This window comes from uncultured Psychroserpens sp., assembly GCF_947494225.1.
Classification (GTDB): domain Bacteria; phylum Bacteroidota; class Bacteroidia; order Flavobacteriales; family Flavobacteriaceae; genus Psychroserpens.
Map to the genome: position 1 here is coordinate 720329 of NZ_CANLUG010000002.1, position 15885 is coordinate 736213.

19 protein-coding genes are annotated in these 15885 nt (G+C 33.1%); 11 read left to right on the top strand and 8 right to left on the bottom strand.

The window, feature by feature from the left end:
* Positions 1-12 precede the first annotated feature (12 nt).
* Both Q0893_RS07275 and Q0893_RS07280 read left to right on the top strand, forming a co-directional pair.
* Positions 13-1110, top strand: coding sequence for an acyloxyacyl hydrolase (locus Q0893_RS07275; RefSeq protein WP_299273908.1), 1098 nt, complete (start codon positions 13-15; stop codon positions 1108-1110).
* Positions 1107-1856 carry a head GIN domain-containing protein gene (locus tag Q0893_RS07280; protein WP_299273911.1) on the top strand — a complete coding sequence of 250 codons (750 nt, stop codon included), beginning with the start codon at positions 1107-1109 and terminating at the stop codon, positions 1854-1856. Before Q0893_RS07275 ends, Q0893_RS07280 begins: the two co-directional genes overlap by 4 nt.
* Positions 1857-1948: 92 nt before the next feature.
* Here the strand turns inward: Q0893_RS07280 and gldA are convergent, their stop codons facing one another.
* Positions 1949-2842, bottom strand: a complete 894-nt coding sequence (gldA, locus tag Q0893_RS07285) for a gliding motility-associated ABC transporter ATP-binding subunit GldA (RefSeq protein ID WP_298900252.1) — start codon at positions 2840-2842, stop codon at positions 1949-1951.
* A 280-nt stretch (positions 2843-3122) separates the two neighbouring features.
* Between gldA and Q0893_RS07290 the strand changes: the two genes are divergently transcribed.
* Genes Q0893_RS07290 through Q0893_RS07305 form a run of 4 tightly spaced genes read left to right on the top strand, consistent with a single transcriptional unit; the run spans position 3123 to position 7038 of the window.
* Positions 3123-3950, top strand: a complete 828-nt coding sequence (locus Q0893_RS07290; protein WP_298900251.1) for a prephenate dehydratase — start codon at positions 3123-3125, stop codon at positions 3948-3950.
* Positions 3947-5092, top strand: coding sequence for an aminotransferase class I/II-fold pyridoxal phosphate-dependent enzyme (locus Q0893_RS07295; RefSeq protein WP_298900250.1), 1146 nt, complete (start codon positions 3947-3949; stop codon positions 5090-5092). The genes Q0893_RS07290 and Q0893_RS07295 overlap by 4 nt, the downstream gene beginning before the upstream one ends.
* 3 nt (positions 5093-5095) lie before the next feature.
* A complete protein-coding gene (locus tag Q0893_RS07300) occupies positions 5096-5947 on the top strand; it encodes a prephenate dehydrogenase (protein ID WP_298900249.1) in 852 nt (283 codons plus the stop codon).
* A gap of 8 nt (positions 5948-5955) precedes the next feature.
* Complete coding sequence (locus tag Q0893_RS07305) at positions 5956-7038, top strand: bifunctional 3-deoxy-7-phosphoheptulonate synthase/chorismate mutase type II (RefSeq protein WP_298900248.1); 1083 nt, start codon at positions 5956-5958, stop codon at positions 7036-7038.
* 32 nt (positions 7039-7070) lie between these two features.
* On the opposite strand, the gene Q0893_RS07310 is transcribed toward Q0893_RS07305, so the two are convergent.
* The 7 genes from Q0893_RS07310 to Q0893_RS07340 all read right to left on the bottom strand — a co-directional run bounded on the left by Q0893_RS07310 (position 7071) and on the right by Q0893_RS07340 (position 12597).
* The gene (locus tag Q0893_RS07310) at positions 7071-7508 is read right to left on the bottom strand and encodes a phosphate-starvation-inducible PsiE family protein (RefSeq protein ID WP_299273916.1); all 438 of its coding nucleotides are present in this window, start codon (positions 7506-7508) and stop codon (positions 7071-7073) included.
* Entirely contained in the window at positions 7505-7945 is a 441-nt protein-coding gene (locus Q0893_RS07315; RefSeq protein ID WP_299273919.1) for a hypothetical protein, read from the bottom strand. Before Q0893_RS07315 ends, Q0893_RS07310 begins: the two co-directional genes overlap by 4 nt.
* Before the next feature lie 123 nt (positions 7946-8068).
* On the bottom strand, positions 8069-8830 hold the full coding sequence (locus Q0893_RS07320; RefSeq protein WP_298900245.1) for a LytTR family DNA-binding domain-containing protein: 762 nt from the start codon (positions 8828-8830) through the stop codon (positions 8069-8071).
* A gap of 6 nt (positions 8831-8836) precedes the next feature.
* Positions 8837-9526, bottom strand: a complete 690-nt coding sequence (locus Q0893_RS07325) for a sensor histidine kinase (RefSeq protein ID WP_298900244.1) — start codon at positions 9524-9526, stop codon at positions 8837-8839.
* A gap of 646 nt (positions 9527-10172) precedes the next feature.
* Positions 10173-10832, bottom strand: a complete 660-nt coding sequence (locus tag Q0893_RS07330; protein WP_298900243.1) for a hypothetical protein — start codon at positions 10830-10832, stop codon at positions 10173-10175.
* A 365-nt stretch (positions 10833-11197) separates the two neighbouring features.
* Positions 11198-11926 carry a hypothetical protein gene (locus tag Q0893_RS07335; RefSeq protein WP_299273926.1) on the bottom strand — a complete coding sequence of 243 codons (729 nt, stop codon included), beginning with the start codon at positions 11924-11926 and terminating at the stop codon, positions 11198-11200.
* A 17-nt stretch (positions 11927-11943) separates the two neighbouring features.
* Positions 11944-12597, bottom strand: a complete 654-nt coding sequence (locus Q0893_RS07340) for a DUF6515 family protein (RefSeq protein WP_298900240.1) — start codon at positions 12595-12597, stop codon at positions 11944-11946.
* Positions 12598-12849: 252 nt separating this feature from the next.
* On the opposite strand from Q0893_RS07340, the gene Q0893_RS07345 reads away from it, so the two are divergent.
* The 5 genes from Q0893_RS07345 to Q0893_RS07365 all read left to right on the top strand — a co-directional run bounded on the left by Q0893_RS07345 (position 12850) and on the right by Q0893_RS07365 (position 15841).
* Positions 12850-13512 (top strand): carboxypeptidase-like regulatory domain-containing protein, encoded by a 663-nt coding sequence (locus tag Q0893_RS07345; protein ID WP_298900239.1) that lies wholly within the window; start codon positions 12850-12852, stop codon positions 13510-13512.
* Positions 13513-13582: 70 nt separating this feature from the next.
* Positions 13583-14533, top strand: coding sequence for a ribosome small subunit-dependent GTPase A (gene rsgA, locus Q0893_RS07350; protein WP_298900238.1), 951 nt, complete (start codon positions 13583-13585; stop codon positions 14531-14533).
* Between the two features lie 65 nt (positions 14534-14598).
* Entirely contained in the window at positions 14599-14862 is a 264-nt protein-coding gene (locus Q0893_RS07355; protein ID WP_298900237.1) for a hypothetical protein, read from the top strand.
* Complete coding sequence (dtd, locus tag Q0893_RS07360; RefSeq protein WP_298900236.1) at positions 14862-15314, top strand: D-aminoacyl-tRNA deacylase; 453 nt, start codon at positions 14862-14864, stop codon at positions 15312-15314. The genes Q0893_RS07355 and dtd overlap by 1 nt, the downstream gene beginning before the upstream one ends.
* The gene (locus Q0893_RS07365) at positions 15314-15841 is read left to right on the top strand and encodes a metal-dependent hydrolase (RefSeq protein WP_298900235.1); all 528 of its coding nucleotides are present in this window, start codon (positions 15314-15316) and stop codon (positions 15839-15841) included. The genes dtd and Q0893_RS07365 overlap by 1 nt, the downstream gene beginning before the upstream one ends.
* Positions 15842-15885: the final 44 nt, after the last annotated feature.

The window sequence follows — 15885 nt, forward strand, 5'->3', positions numbered from 1 at the left end:
TAACTAAATTAAATGAAGCGTTTCAGTGCCTACATTTTTTGCTTAATTTCCACATTCGTACTTGCTCAAGAGAATGACCCTAAACGGTTTACTCTAGATGTAAATACTTACTACGGAACTATTTTAGAGCATAACCCAGATATAGCACATTTAATTACAGACCATCCTTCTGGATTAATTTTAAGTTATAATAGAAAAACATACGGATTTAAAGACTGGGAAAGTCGTTATAATTATCCAGATTGGGGTTTTTCATTTATTTACCAAGACATGAAAAATCGTTTTTTGGGTGAGAATTATGGGCTCTATGCACACTATAATTTTTACTTTTTAAAACGACATTTAAATTTCAGAATCGGACAAGGCATTGCATATACCACAAACCCCTACGATAAAGAAACCAATTTTGTTAATAATGCTTATGGTTCCGATTTGCTGAGTACAACCTATGTGATGCTTAATTACAAAAAGGAGAACATTTTTAAAGGGATAGGTGTTCAGGCAGGTATTTCGGTAATTCACTATTCTAATGCCAATTTTAAAGCGCCTAATAATTCTACAAATACGTTTGTGTTTAATGTGGGAGCTAATTATTTGTTTGATTATGACAACGAACCCGAATATATTCCGTCTTCCGAAGAAAAGAAATATAAAGAGCCTATTAAATATAACTTAGCCTTTAGAAGCGGGGCTAATGAGAGTGATATTATAGGTGTTGGTCAGTACCCTTTTTATATTGTCTCTGCCTATGCAGATAAACGATTAAACCGAAAAAGCGCTGTTCAGGTTGGAACAGATATTTTCTTTTCTAAATTTCTGAAAGAGCTCATTCATTTTTATGCTGTGGCTTTTCCTGAATTGAATGTAAGTGGTGATGAAGATTGGAAGCGCGTAGGTGTTTTTATTGGACATGAATTGTTTATTAATAAAATGTCATTTATATCTCAATTAGGATATTATGTCTATTATCCATACGATTTTGAAGGACGTGTTTATAACAGGATTGGGTTGAAGCGTTATTTTGGAGATAAACTATTTGGGGCAATAACACTGAAGTCGCATGGCGCCAAAGCAGAAGCTGTTGAATTTGGAATAGGAATACGATTATGAGAAAGTTAGTATATATAATGGTTGTTGTGTTGTTTTGTTCATGCAATGGGGAAAATGTGCCCGATTGTTTCCAAAATTCAGGAACTATTATAGAACGCGATTTTGAAGTAGATGCCTTTACTGAAATTACTGTTTTTCCTAGAATCGAACTCATACTCACCGATGAGTTAACACAGAAAGTAACCGTTCAAACGGGCGAATATTTAATGAACGATATTGACGTGGACGTGGTAAACGGCAGGCTCGAAATCCACAATAATAATGCCTGCAATATTACTAGAGACTATGGCATTACCAAAGTGTTTGTAAGCGCTCCGAATATTACAAAAATTAGAAATGGATCAGGTTTAGCTGTACGAAGCAATGGCGTACTTACCTATAATGCCTTAGAATTGATTTCTGAAGATTTTGAAGAGGAAGACGCCGTTAACACCGATGGTAATTTTATTCTCGAAATAGACTGTAACGTGTTTACTGTAACCGTTAATAATCTATCAACTTGCTATATTTCGGGATCTACCGATACGGCTAATATTCGTTTTTTTTCTGGAGATGCTAGATTTGAAGGCCGTCATTTAATAGCCCAAGACGTGGCCATTTTTCAGCGCAGTAGCAATGATATGATAATTAATGCGCAACAATCTCTAACAGGAGAGATACGAAGTACAGGAGATGTTATTGTGGTCAATGCACCTCCAGTTATTGACGTGCAACAATTTTACACAGGACAGCTTATTTTTGAATAAGCACATAAACCCCTACAAGTAAAAAGAAACGAATATCTGCAATTAGTTGCGTTTTTGATTCTATTAAAGTTTTAACAATATCTAATGCGACATCATGAAGTTAATTCTCTAAACAAACTTTCTAAACTTGCATTTTTTTGATTGAGTTGGAGAATTTTTAATTGATTATCATGTGCAAAATCAAACACATGAGAGCGCATGTCTTCTGTTGTAGAGAAGGTGATTTCATAAATAAAATCATGTGTGTTTACGACATTTTTAACATTAGGAAGTTTCAGTAAAAAAGCATCTTCAACGCGATAATCAAACTCTACAATAACGGTTTGTTCACTGTCATCTCTAAGTTCCTTGAGTTTTTTGTCGGCTACAATTTCACCTTTATTGATAATAATGACACGATCACAAATTGCTTCTACCTCTTGCATAATATGCGTTGATAAAAAAACAGTCTTGTCCTTACCAATATTCTTAATAAGATGTCTAATATCTACCAATTGATTTGGGTCTAAACCAGTAGTAGGTTCATCTAAAATTAATACAGATGGATCGTGTAACAAAGCATTGGCTAAACCAACACGCTGTCTGTACCCTTTTGATAACTGACTCATTTTTTTATGTGCTTCGGGAGTGAGTCCGGTTAATTCTATAACCTCATTAATTCTAGATTTAGGCGTTTTATAAACACTTGCGTTGAAACTTAGGTATTCTTTGACATACATGTCTAAATACAAAGGGTTATGTTCTGGGAGATAGCCCACATTATTTTGGACATCCTTTTTATTAATTTCAACGTTAAACCCGCTTACCTTGGCAACACCATTGGAAGCATTGATATATGTAGTTAGTATTTTCATAAGCGTAGATTTTCCTGCGCCATTTGGACCTAAAAAGCCAACAATTTCTCCTTTCTTTACAGAAAAAGAAATGCTGTTAAGGGCTTTTTGTTCACCATATACTTTAGAGATGTTTTCAACTTCAATAGACATATATCAATTTATTTATTCAAAAATAGCAATTATAACTAATGCTGTCCTTTAAATTAAGAATTCTTTAAAACTGAAACGTTAAACTTAAAAATATGGTATAACAATTTTGATTTCTTAAAATAATAATTACATTAGCAATTCAATAACGACATGAATACATTAAATTATACATATTATAACTGGTTTTATTTCTTTTTTAGCGAAAAGAGAGAGACGTTATATGTATAATTTATTAGAAATAAATTTAATGTAAGTCTCGATGAAAATCGAGACTTTTTTTATGATAAAATCAGTAGCCATACAAGGAATAAAGGGATCTTTTCATCATATTGTTTCACAACAATTTTTTGATGCTTCAGTGACCGTTAATGAGTGTTTAACGTTTGATAAAGCTGTAGATAGTTTGTTGTCTCAAAACAGTGATGCCGCGATTATGGCCATTGAAAATTCGATTGCAGGTTCTATAATTCCTAATTATGCCTTAATAGATTCGGAGGACTTGCATATTGTGGGTGAGCACTATTTAGATATTCAGCATCACCTCATGGCCATGCCTAATCAATCTATTCATGATATTGAAGAAGTGCATTCGCATCCTATGGCATTGTTACAATGTAAAACGTTTTTTAAACAATATCCTCATATTAAACTTATTGAAGATAAGGATACGGCAGAGGTGGCCCAACGCATTCAGAAAGGTCAAATAAAAAAAATGGCAGCGATTGCTTCAAAATTGGCAGCTCAATTGTTTGAACTCGACATTATTTCAGAAAGTATTCAAACCATACCACATAACGAGACGCGATTTGTCATTGTAAAGACAAAAAATTCTGAAATTTCAGAAGATAAAATCAATAAGGCTTCAGTTAAGTTTGAATTAGACCATAAAAGAGGAAGTTTAGCGACTATTTTGAATGTATTAAGTGATTGTAAGTTAAATTTAACGAAGATTCAATCACTCCCAAAAATTGAAACCCCTTGGAAGTATGCTTTTTTTGTGGATTTGACTTTCGATAACTATTCAGATTTCGATAAAGCTAAATCCATAATGAACCTTATGGCTCAAGAATTTAAAGTATTGGGAGAATATAAAAACGCAAGACAATGATTCAGATTGCTAACCGATTACAAACTGTTGAAGAATACTATTTCTCCAAAAAATTACGAGAAGTAAGGTTACTTGAGTCTCAAGGAAAACCAATTATTAATTTAGGTATTGGTAGCCCAGATTTAAATCCGCCCGAACGTGTTCTTAATGCGTTGGTAGAAACGTTTAATGAGGAAGCTGCTCACACCTATCAAAGCTACCAAGGCATTCCAGAATTACGAGAAGCTATTACTACTTTTTACAGAAAACATTTTAATGTGTCTTTGAGCCCTTTGAGTGAAGTCCTTCCACTTATGGGAAGTAAAGAAGGTATTTTACACATATCGATGGCATTTTTAAATGCTGGTGATGAGGTATTGATTCCTAATCCTGGTTATCCAACATACGAGTCGGTAACCAAATTGGTTGGAGCCGTCCCTGTACACTACGATTTAACTGAAGAGAACAATTGGTTGCCAGACCTTATTGCATTAGAAAAAAGAGGCGTTGAAAATGTTAAGATAATGTGGGTTAATTATCCGCATATGCCAACAGGAGCTCCTGCTACTAATAAGCTATTTGAAGACCTAATTACTTTTGCTAAACGCAATAATATATTAATTGTTAACGACAACCCTTATAGCTTTATACTAAATAAATACCCAAGAAGTATCCTTAAATATAATGGTGCATCGGACGTGTGTTTAGAGTTAAATTCACTTAGTAAAACGTTTAATATGGCAGGCTGGCGTGTTGGCATGTTAGTAGGCAAAGGTGAATATATTAATGCTGTATTACGCGTAAAAAGTAATATGGACTCAGGGATGTTTTTAGGAATTCAAAAAGGCGCCATTGAAGCATTAAACTGTTCTAATATGTGGTTTTTGAGCCTTAATAGCGTGTATGAACAACGACGACAAATCGTGTGGAAAATTGCTGAAGCACTTAACTGTACTTATGATAAAGGTGCCACAGGACTATTTGTTTGGGCCAAATTACCAGACTATTTGAATGGCGAAGAATATATTGATGTCATACTCAGAGAAAAATCTATTTTCATAACACCAGGAACCATTTTTGGAAGCAATGGTGATAGATATATTAGAATATCGTTGTGCGCATCTCAGGACGAATTAGAAGAAGCATTAGCTAGATTAACGTAACATATGAATAACATTTACATTATTGGCGTTGGATTAATAGGAGGTAGCTTGGCACTAGATGTCAAATCTAATACGAAGAATATTAGCGTTTTTGGAATTGATTCTAACCCCTTTCATTTAGAAGAAGCCTTAGCTCTTAAAATTATTGATGCTACCGCAACTTATGATGATTTAAAACATGCAGATTTGGTTGTACTTTCTATTCCAGTTGATAAGAGTGTTATAGAGTTGCCTAAAATTTTAGACCTTATTTCTGATGATACTTTGGTTATTGATGTGGGCTCTACCAAATTTCCAGTTTGTAAAGTTGTTGAAAATCACAAAAGAAGACGTAATTTTTTAGCTACACACCCTATCGCAGGTACAGAATTTTCTGGTCCAAAAGCAGCAATAAGGTATTTGTTTCAAAAGAAAACTAATATTATTTGTGAGGTTGAAAAAACCGCATTTAAGTTACAAGAGAAAGCTTTAGCGTTATTTTCAGACTTAGGGATGCGTATTCGGTATATGAATCCAGAAGCACATGATAAACATATAGCTTACGTTTCTCACTTATCGCACATAAGCTCGTTCATGTTAGGAAAAACAGTAATAGAAAAGGAGAAAAATGAGCGCGATATTTTTGATATGGCTGGAAGTGGTTTTGAAAGTACAGTACGCCTAGCTAAAAGTTCACCAGATATGTGGACACCAATTTTTAAACAGAATAAAACTAATGTTATTGAAACACTAGATGAATATATTGCTAATTTAAAACGCTTTAAAAATTATATGGAAGCCGATGATTTTGAAGAGATTTATAACGAAATGAAAAATACAAATCATATAAAAGAGATATTAAAAGGAATTGCTTAATAGAAATTATGGAGAATAAGAAAGAATTGAGAGCATGGTTAGATAAATTTGGGTTAGAACATCCGCTTGTTATTGCGGGGCCATGCAGTGCCGAAACCGAGCAGCAAGTTTTAAAAATTGCACACCAATTAAAAGATAGTGATGCTACTGTGCTAAGAGCTGGTATATGGAAACCGAGAACGCGTCCTGGAAATTTTGAAGGCGTTGGTGCACTGGGTCTAAAATGGTTGCAAAAAGCTAAGGAAGAAACAGGGATGATGATCACTACCGAAGTGGCAAATGCGAATCATGTAGACTTAGCGCTTAAACATGATGTTGATATTTTATGGATTGGCGCGCGTACGACTGTTAGCCCTTTTATTGTACAAGAGATTGCAGATGCTTTAAAAGGAACAGATAAAACAGTACTGATTAAAAATCCGGTAAACCCAGATTTGGCCTTATGGTTAGGCGCTGTAGAACGTTTTTATACGGCCGATGTTAAAAACCTTGGGGTGATTCATAGAGGGTTTTCAACTTATGAGAAGACACGTTATAGAAATAATCCCGAATGGCAAATTGCGGTGGATTTACAAAACCGTTTTCCAGACCTGCCTTTGATTTTAGACCCTTCTCATATTGCGGGTCGTCGTGATATCATTTTTGATTTGTGTCAAACAGCACTCGATTTAAACTATGATGGTTTAATGGTTGAAACGCATTTTGACCCAGATAATGCTTGGAGCGATGCAGCACAACAAATTACGCCAGAAACATTAGTTAAGTACACTGAGGATTTAAGAATTCGTAAAGAAGTAGGTGAAGCTACCGAGTTTAAAAATAGGATTAATACCATGAGGACTCAAATTGATGTGATTGATCATCAGTTAATTGAAATGCTAGGAAAACGTATGAATGTTGCCGACGATATTGGTCAATTAAAAAAGGATCATAACGTTGCTGTTTTACAATCAAAACGTTGGAACGAAATTTTGGGTAAAATGATTTTACAAGGGGAAGAAAAGAACTTAAGCGAAGAGTTTATTTTACGCGTCTTTAAAGCCATTCACCAAGAATCAATTAATCATCAAGAAAAAATTATTAACGGATAAATTTAAAAGCCTCAATGTATTGAGGCTTTTTTTTACTTCTTTATTCGCATTCCTTTTTTTATTAAATAATAACCAGATGACAATACTATTATTAGAGAGCTTATGCCTATCAGAGTTAAAGGGGCGAGATGTTTGAAATCTAGATCAATAACGTGTCTGGAGATTCCAATTAAGGCTACTAGTAGTACAATTTCAACATGAACAACATCTTCTTTAAGGTACATTTTAACTGTATGGACTAATTCAACTCCAATCAAGACAAGCATAAAACCTCCAAATATTTTATGTAAATGCGTAAGGATATTATTTTGAGAGAACGAGTCCTGAAATTGAACTATAATACCGCCAAAAAGTAAACTTATAAATACAATAGTCGCGTATAACACAACAGCCAAGAGCGAGAATAGTAAGGTTAATATAATCACCCTTTCTATACGTTCTACAATTTTTATCATGTACAGCTTATTCATTGATTAACATTTTGAGAGTATTTTAACTCAAGTTTGTTAAGTACTAACTCTTTAAAAGTATTCATGATTTTTACGTTTTCACGATACTGTTTTTGGGTTAAAATAGGTTTTAAGTCCGTGTTTGTTTTATCTATCAACACATGAATTTCTTGAACCATTTCATTGTAGCTGTATGTAGAATCTTTATCATCTAAACGCGACATTTTATAAGTATACTTTGATATAATGTAGCTGTATTGTTCTTCAACATCATTAGAGAGTTTTAAGTCTTGAACTTTGTTGTGAAACCAAAAATGAAGATTTGAGAATTCTTGAACGCTAAAGAGTTCTACCTTATTTTTTTGTCGTTCTATTTGCTTTTGAGACAAGTTTTGTGAATTGACATTTATAAATGATAATACACAGATTCCGAATACGATTGATTTGATAGTTTTCATAATATTTTCGTTTTAAATTATACCCCAAAAGTACTGTGGATACTCGCTTTAAAATGAAAAATAAAAGTGAAACGACCTAAATCGGAAGTGAAGTGACATTTAAGTATTGTGAATTAAAATGAATTAGGAATTAATCCAGTTTTTTACTTCACTGGATTTAGCTTTACTCACTACAATACGCTCATTAAAGTTCGGATTAACATTGACAATAAGTTTGCCGTTGAAATAGAATTTGATATTTACAATAGACGCTCTATTTACTATAAACTGTCTGTTGATTCGGTGAAAATTATCCGGATTCAATTCTGTCTCAATATCTTCTAATTTCTTATTTATGATATAAGATTGATTGCTAAATGTGGTGGCCTTCACAATTCCTGTTTCAATATAGAAATATGCAATATCTGTTGTTTTTATAGGAACTAATTCGTCTCTTTTCTGAACCAGATAAGTAGATTTAAATTGTGCTGTTTTAGTCTGTAACATTTGTAGTAAACCATCAATATCATTTGAAGCAGGTTTTGTTGATTTGAAAGTAGCATTAAATTTCTCTAAGGCTTCTAATAATTCTTCTTCATTGATGGGTTTTAAAATGTAATCTACGCTATTTACTTTAAATGCCTGAATGGCATATTGATCATAAGCAGTAGTGAAAATAATGGGCGTTTTGAGTTCTACCTGATTAAAAATCTCGAATGAGATACCATCGGCTAAATGAATATCCATAAAAATTAAATCGGCTTCTGTATGTTTCGAAAAATAGGCAACCGATGATTTAACCGAATCCAGAGTTTTAAGAACATCTATTTCAGAATCTATTTTGCCTAATAAATACACTAGGTTCTCGCTTGCAGCAATTTCATCTTCTACAATAACTACTTTCATAAGATACTAATTTAAGGGTAGTTTTACACTAAACATATGATTTGCGTTGCTTATTTTGATTTCTTTTTCTTTCAGCAAGTCATAGCGCTTTTTAATATTGGCTAGACCTTGACCTGTACTATGTACAAAGGTGGATCTAGGTTGTATTTTGTTTTCTATGATTAACTCATGGTTTTTAACATAGATTCTAACTTGTAATGGTTTCTCTTCTGAAATCTCATTATGTTTTATGGCATTTTCAACCAATAGTTGCAAGGTTAATGTAGGGATGTCCTGATTTAAAAAACTCTCATCAATGTCAATATCAATGCTAAATCGATCTCGATATCTCGTTTTGATTAAGTAGATATAACTGTTTAGAAATTTCAACTCTTCGCTGAGCGCTACCAAATCCTGTTGTCCACTTTGTAAAATATAACGATACATATAAGAGAGCTTATTTACAAATGTTGTGGCTTCTTCATTTTCTCGCACCAACGAGTTTAATGAGTTTAATGAGTTAAATAAGAAATGTGGGTTTATTTGATTTTTTAAAGCCGAAAGTTCATTTTGTAAACTTTGACGTTTTAATAGTTCTTTTTCGGCAAGATCCTCACGATGAATAATTTGAAATCTCAATAGTCTTGATATAAAGATAACAATGACTAAGATGATAAAATAAACGAAATAAGTTAGGCCCTTATCTGAAGAATTCATAAGGTTGCCTGTCGTTTTTTCATGCACAAAAATGAAGCTAAATATTAATATAAAAAACAAGAATATATTTGCTATTACAGTAAGAACAGTGTTTGCTATTTTACTATAATTAAAATATGTAAAACTCCAGCTTGTATTTAGCTGTAAACCAAGCCATGAGTATATAAATAGGAAAAAAGATCTGGTGATAATATCATTGACGGAGACTTGGTCAAATGACTTGCCTAAATTATCTATTATATCATATAAATCAAGAACCCTAGGTAAATTGATTAAAAAAGAAATCAATAGAGCGATATATAATAGAGTAGATTGTTTTACGCTTTTAGTTTTCAAAACCCAATGTCTTATTTCTGTTTTATAAAATGGTAAATTAATCAAAATATATGGTTTTAGATTGTTTATAATTGAAATAAAAGAGACTGCCCAACCCGGTAAGACAGTCTCGAAGTAAATACGCTATTAATCATTCAGGGTTTGTATTGTTTTTATAAGCCTAATTCTAGAAGTTCGATGTCATAACGAAGTTCATCAACGGTAATATCATTTGGATCTATAATTGAATCCGTCTGGTTAGTTTCGAAAAGCTGCCCAAGAGCTTTTTTAATACTCTCAAGCAGCTGTCAAACTAACCAATCAATCTATTTTATTGAATTAACTCCTTAACTAATTTTTTCGAAAAGTCTTTAGATGTTTTTTCTATGTCTTTTGGATTATCCACAACTGAGGTAATTACAGATGATAATTGCTGATGCTCAGGCTGCGTTAGGTCGTAAATTGAAGTTTCTAAAATATATTCTTTACTCGTATATGTCGTCGTCGTTTCTGGTTCTACATTTAAGTAAATGGTTCTGTATGACCTGTAAAGCCTACGATGGTATCCGTCAAAATAATAAGTGGGATAGGTGTTTTGATAGTATACTGTTCCACCTTCGGTATAGGTCTTGGAATATTCGTTAATGTCTTTTAAAACTGTCTTTACAACGATGTTAATGCCAGAGTTGCTAAGTTCTTTTTTTATGTCTCTAAGCTGCTCGTCTGTTAATGTGTCATTTGAATTAAGAAAAGGAAACATTTTAAAACTTTCTAAAGATTTATATCCTTTTTTACTCAATTGTTCTACGATATCTTTTTCAAAAGTTGTTCTAATAACTTGGTTGTTACTTTCGGTTACAATCAATATGTTTTTGTTCTCTATATTTGATGTTCTTACATCTTTCCATGAGTCTGTGACTTTTACAGACGAACATCCAACTAAGAGTATTGAGAGTGTAATGATGCTCAGTGTGATTTTAAATGTTTTCATGATTTCTAAGGTTTTAATGGTATTACTGTTTTTAAATGAATAGGTGACTTTCGTCGTTATTTTGATATAAAGGTTTTAAAGTCAATCTTTTTCTTTTTTCGTAGTTTTTGATTTTAAATAAACCTGTAATTTTCTTTTCTAAATTTGATCTAAATAATTTCATAAAGCGTGATTTTAAGTGTGTTTATATTTTGATTTCTTATACAAATGTAGCCTTGATTAATAGTGTTTTATGAGGTTTTTAAACCGAAACGACCAATTTTAGAGGTGAAGTGTACTAAAGAAAGAGTGAACTATTTTTCTAAAATTTAAGGCATAAAAAAGCCCTCATATGTCTATGAAGGCTTTTATTTTTGACTTTAAAGTTATCCTCTTCGTTTTCTTCGTTTTGTGTCTTTTTCGCTGTGTTCATTTCTGTCGTCACGACGTTCTCTACTGTCCTCCCTTCGTTCTCTCATATCTTCTGACAATTCTCGTTTTGTCGACTCTAGATCCTGTTTCATAGTATTAGCAAAATCTAAAAAGAGTCGTTTGTTTGATACAGCTAAATCTTTATCACTAAAAACAAAATTGTAATTTTTTAAAGTCTCTAAAATGGATGCCTGTTGCTGAGCTCTTTCTATTTGCTGTTCAAAATCTCTAATGTCATCACGTCTATCTCGCTTGTCATCTCTTTTATTGGCTTGATCTCTTGCCATGTCTTTTTTATCATCACGTCGGTCAAAACGATCTTTCTTTGAGTCGTCTTTATTATCTCGAATTTCACGTCTGTCAGACCGTATTTCAGCGGAGCTTTGAGCGATTTCTTTTCGCGCTTTTTTAGCTTTTATACCACTTTGTTGAACTTCTCTTGTCATGTCCTGAAGGATATCCTTTTTTAGAGCATTTGTCTTTTCCGAATTTCCAGAATCAAATGCTTTATTGAGTAGGGCTAATTTTGCATTAAAAGTTTGCAGTTCTTTGGTGTCTCGTTCAAGGTTTTTCTTTCCTTCTTGGATTTGCCTAGTGTTTTGAATACCCTCTTTTACATTTTGAGCACTAGTACTTATACTAAAACAAAGAGCCAGTATTATAAATTGAATTGAATATTTCATTGTTAATGGATTATATGTTAATTATTCGTTTTACTGTAAACCACTTCATAAGTGATGTCTCCTTCTTGGCTTTTGTGTTTTTTATATAAAATGTCATTGTATTCATATAAGGTTTTGCCATCAATAACAACTTCTTTAGAATCTTCAGGAATATGATTTAAAATGACACCAACAGGTGGTTGAGTGACTTCATACTTTCCATCATTGTCCGTTGAAGTGGTTGAAGATTCTATATAGTACACGCCAGAATGATAAAAGTAAATCGAAGGACCTACAACAAGTCTTGTGTAACCTACAGGTAATACTGTTATCCTAAAACCTCTTGGAGGCATTACAACAATATACTGATCTCCATATAAGGTATAGTATATTCCTGAGTAATAGAAATATGATAAGCCTCTAAAACTTATTCTAACATGATTAACAGGCAAAGTTCTTACTATTCTTCTGTGATGTGGATATCTGTAATGCGGATTTCTTCTCACGGGTTGCGTTCTGTACCTACTATCATGTCTTCTGTGAGTTGTGTTTACTCGGTCATTGTTGTGCGATCTCTCAGTTTTTACAGTTCTGTTTTTTGATGTTTGACGCTTTTGGCCCATAGTGTTGTTAGGGAAGAAGAATAAACATAATAACACGCCAATTCCAAATGTCTTTTTTAATGTATCCATCGTTTTTAATTTTAATAGTTTTTCAGCATTATTGCATAATTCTTCAACAAAAATATGTGCAGAAAATCATTTTAAAACGAAAAAAGAAGTGAGGCGACTAAATGCAAAAGTGAAGTGTCTTTTATAGGGAATGAACTGTTCGTAAATGCTGAACACTGTTTTTACTCAATGAAACCTCCCATTCACTCATTGTAGGTTTTGGTTGTTTGCAGTATCAACTAAGTTTGATTCATAAACCAATACCATATAACTATGAAACAGATATTACTATCATTGACAGTGCTTTCAGTATTTCTTTCTTTCGGACAATCAACAATTAAAGGTACAATTTCAGATGCCAACGGAAATGTGCCTTTTTCGAATGTTATTATTAAACATTCTAATAAAGGCGTTTTAACCGATGACAAAGGTCATTTTACTATTGAAGCCAAATCTACAGATACCTTACAAATATCAAATTTGGGATATCGCACAAAAGAGATTGTGGTAGGCAAACAAAAAGACCTTCAAATTGTCTTAAATGATTATGAGTCATTAGAGACCGTTGTAGTTGTTGCGTATGAAGCTGTCTACTGTAGAAAAACAATAAGATGTGGTACGACCAGAGTTTTATGTGATTGTTATGTTGAGAGTGATGAAAGCCAAAGACAAGATAACAGTAAGAAAGGAAACGCAGTTAAGATGTTTCCAAACCCTTCAAGAGATGGCATATTTAACCTAAAGACTACAGATGATGTCTCTGATGTTAATGTTGTAGTGGCGGATTTATCAGGTCGAATTATTTTAGAAGAAACATATAAAAACTTTAACTCAACGGTTAGTGTTGATTTGTCTAATCAGCCTTCAGGACTTTACATCATCAACTTACAATCCAGCGGAAAAACGATAGCTTCAAAAAAAGCAATTCGAATTTAGATGTTTAAAGGCTGGTAACCGACAGTCTTTTTTATTGGTTTAAAAGCTAATTATTAGCATCTTTGTTGTAATGACAGGAATTGTTTATAAATCAACTGGAAGCTGGTACACCATTAAAACCGATTTGGGCGCTACATATCAATGTAGAATCAAAGGAAAATTTCGCCTTAAAGGCATAAAAAGTACCAATCCTATTGCTGTTGGCGATAGTGTTGATTTTGAGTTAGAAACCAATAATGACGAAACTACAGGTGTGATTCATAATATCCATGATCGTAGTAATTATATTGTCCGGAAATCGGTAAACCTTTCAAAACAAACCCACATAATTGCATCCAATATCGATCAAGTATTTTTATTGATCACTATTGACAATCCGCCAACTTTCACCAGCTTTATAGACCGGTTTTTAGTGACAGCGGAAGCCTATTCTGTTAAAACTATTTTACTGTTTAATAAGGTCGATACTTATAATGAAGAGACCTTAGATGAGGTGCGTTATTTAGCTCATGTCTACCGAAAAATCGGGTATGAATGCATAGGGATTTCAGCAGAGACAGGAAAAAATGTAGATAAAGTAAAATCACTTATGATAGGTAAGGTGAGTATGTTCGCTGGCCATTCGGGAGTTGGAAAATCTACTTTAGTAAATGCCATAGAGCCTGGTTTAGAACTTAAAACAAAAGCCATTTCAGCACAACACAGTCAAGGACAACATACAACGACCTTCGCCGAAATGTTCGATTTAAGTTTTGATGCTAAAATTATTGATACACCTGGTATAAAAGGATTTGGTGTCGTAGATATGGATAAAGAGGAGGTAGGGGACTATTTTCCAGAATTCTTTGAATTAAAACAAGACTGTAAGTTTAATAATTGTCTTCATTTAGAAGAACCTAAATGCGCAGTGAAAGATGCACTAGATAAAGATGAAGTTGCCTTTTCTAGATATAGAAGTTACCTTCAAATTATTGAAGGAGAAGACGAACATTATAGAACCGATAACTGGGATAACGAATGAGAAAACTAGCTTGTTTACTTTTAGGTTTTTGCTTGTATTCTTGTGCTTTCGAAGAACCATTTTTTATGACAATCTATATCGATGCTGATACCGATGAAAGAATAGTGATTGACGATAAATACGCAGAACTCTCAGAAATACCTCACGCCTATTACGATAAAACCAAAGACTTAGATTCGCTTCAATTAGCAAAGTTTTACGTTAAACTGAAAATAGAAAAAGGTGCAACTATGGGAATGGTTTCCGATGTTAAGCATGAGCTTCAAAAGTTAAATGTTCTAAACCTGAAATACTATCAAGAGGAATATACAAACAACTTTAACAGATAATGAAAGCAGTTATCCAACGCGTATCAAAAGCTTCGGTAACGATTGAAGGGGAAAAAGTAGCCAATATTCAATCGGGTTTACTCATTCTTCTAGGAATTGTTAATGAGGATACTCATGACGATATTAAGTGGCTATGCAATAAAATAACCAATCTTAGAATCTTTTCAGATGACAATGGTGTCATGAATAATTCTCTAATGCAAGTGAAGGGCGATGCTATTGTTGTTAGTCAATTCACACTGCATGCAAGTACAAAAAAAGGAAATAGACCAAGTTATATCTATGCGGCAAAACCAGATGTTGCTATACCAATTTATGAAGCCTTTATAAAACAATTGGAAAACGATTTAGGTAAAGCTGTGCAAACAGGTCGTTTTGGAGCAGATATGAAGGTTGAACTTCTCAATGATGGTCCTGTTACCATTGTTATCGATACTAAAAATAGAGTTTAATGGCATCAATTTTTGGTCATGGACTCGTCGCCTATACAACAGCAAAAATTTTAGACTCAAAGTCCAATAAACTTTTAATGATACTTGCTATTGGTTCGGCGATACTTCCAGATTTGGATATTTTGGCATTTAAGTTTGGTGTCGATTATTTACATCCTTTAGGACATAGAGGTTTTACACATTCCATACTGTTTGCTCTAATTTGGAGTGTTTTATTATCTGTTTTCTTTGGTAAAACGAGAAAGTTAATTTTCGCTATAGTCCTATTTTTATCCACGATTTCTCATGCCTTATTAGATGCTATGACCACTGGAGGAGAAGGGGTTGGTTTTTTTATTCCTTTTGAAAATTCGAGATACTTCTTTCCTTTTAGAATAATTAAGGTGTCTCCAATTGGTATCGAGAAGTTTTTTTCAGAATGGGGACTTCAGGTTATTATGAGTGAAATAAAATATATCGGGATTCCTTGTATCATAATTTTATTGACATTTTATATGTTTAGAAAGAGAAAAAATTCTATATTGTAGTGGCGTAATGCTTTTCGGTTTTTTACACAAAACGTTAAAATAAA

Coding starts and splice junctions, on each gene's coding strand:
- Q0893_RS07315 (WP_299273919.1), bottom strand. CDS start 7,945: ATGAAAACTATCAAATCAATCGTATTCGGAATCTGTGTATTATCATTT.
- rsgA (WP_298900238.1), top strand. CDS start 13,583: ATGACAGGAATTGTTTATAAATCAACTGGAAGCTGGTACACCATTAAA.
- Q0893_RS07365 (WP_298900235.1), top strand. CDS start 15,314: ATGGCATCAATTTTTGGTCATGGACTCGTCGCCTATACAACAGCAAAA.
- Q0893_RS07305 (WP_298900248.1), top strand. CDS start 5,956: ATGGAGAATAAGAAAGAATTGAGAGCATGGTTAGATAAATTTGGGTTA.
- Q0893_RS07275 (WP_299273908.1), top strand. CDS start 13: ATGAAGCGTTTCAGTGCCTACATTTTTTGCTTAATTTCCACATTCGTA.
- Q0893_RS07300 (WP_298900249.1), top strand. CDS start 5,096: ATGAATAACATTTACATTATTGGCGTTGGATTAATAGGAGGTAGCTTG.
- Q0893_RS07335 (WP_299273926.1), bottom strand. CDS start 11,926: ATGAAATATTCAATTCAATTTATAATACTGGCTCTTTGTTTTAGTATA.
- gldA (WP_298900252.1), bottom strand. CDS start 2,842: ATGTCTATTGAAGTTGAAAACATCTCTAAAGTATATGGTGAACAAAAA.
- Q0893_RS07320 (WP_298900245.1), bottom strand. CDS start 8,830: ATGAAAGTAGTTATTGTAGAAGATGAAATTGCTGCAAGCGAGAACCTA.
- Q0893_RS07325 (WP_298900244.1), bottom strand. CDS start 9,526: ATGAATTCTTCAGATAAGGGCCTAACTTATTTCGTTTATTTTATCATC.
- Q0893_RS07355 (WP_298900237.1), top strand. CDS start 14,599: ATGACAATCTATATCGATGCTGATACCGATGAAAGAATAGTGATTGAC.
- Q0893_RS07330 (WP_298900243.1), bottom strand. CDS start 10,832: ATGAAAACATTTAAAATCACACTGAGCATCATTACACTCTCAATACTC.
- dtd (WP_298900236.1), top strand. CDS start 14,862: ATGAAAGCAGTTATCCAACGCGTATCAAAAGCTTCGGTAACGATTGAA.
- Q0893_RS07280 (WP_299273911.1), top strand. CDS start 1,107: ATGAGAAAGTTAGTATATATAATGGTTGTTGTGTTGTTTTGTTCATGC.
- Q0893_RS07310 (WP_299273916.1), bottom strand. CDS start 7,508: ATGAATAAGCTGTACATGATAAAAATTGTAGAACGTATAGAAAGGGTG.
- Q0893_RS07295 (WP_298900250.1), top strand. CDS start 3,947: ATGATTCAGATTGCTAACCGATTACAAACTGTTGAAGAATACTATTTC.
- Q0893_RS07290 (WP_298900251.1), top strand. CDS start 3,123: ATGATAAAATCAGTAGCCATACAAGGAATAAAGGGATCTTTTCATCAT.
- Q0893_RS07340 (WP_298900240.1), bottom strand. CDS start 12,597: ATGGATACATTAAAAAAGACATTTGGAATTGGCGTGTTATTATGTTTA.
- Q0893_RS07345 (WP_298900239.1), top strand. CDS start 12,850: ATGAAACAGATATTACTATCATTGACAGTGCTTTCAGTATTTCTTTCT.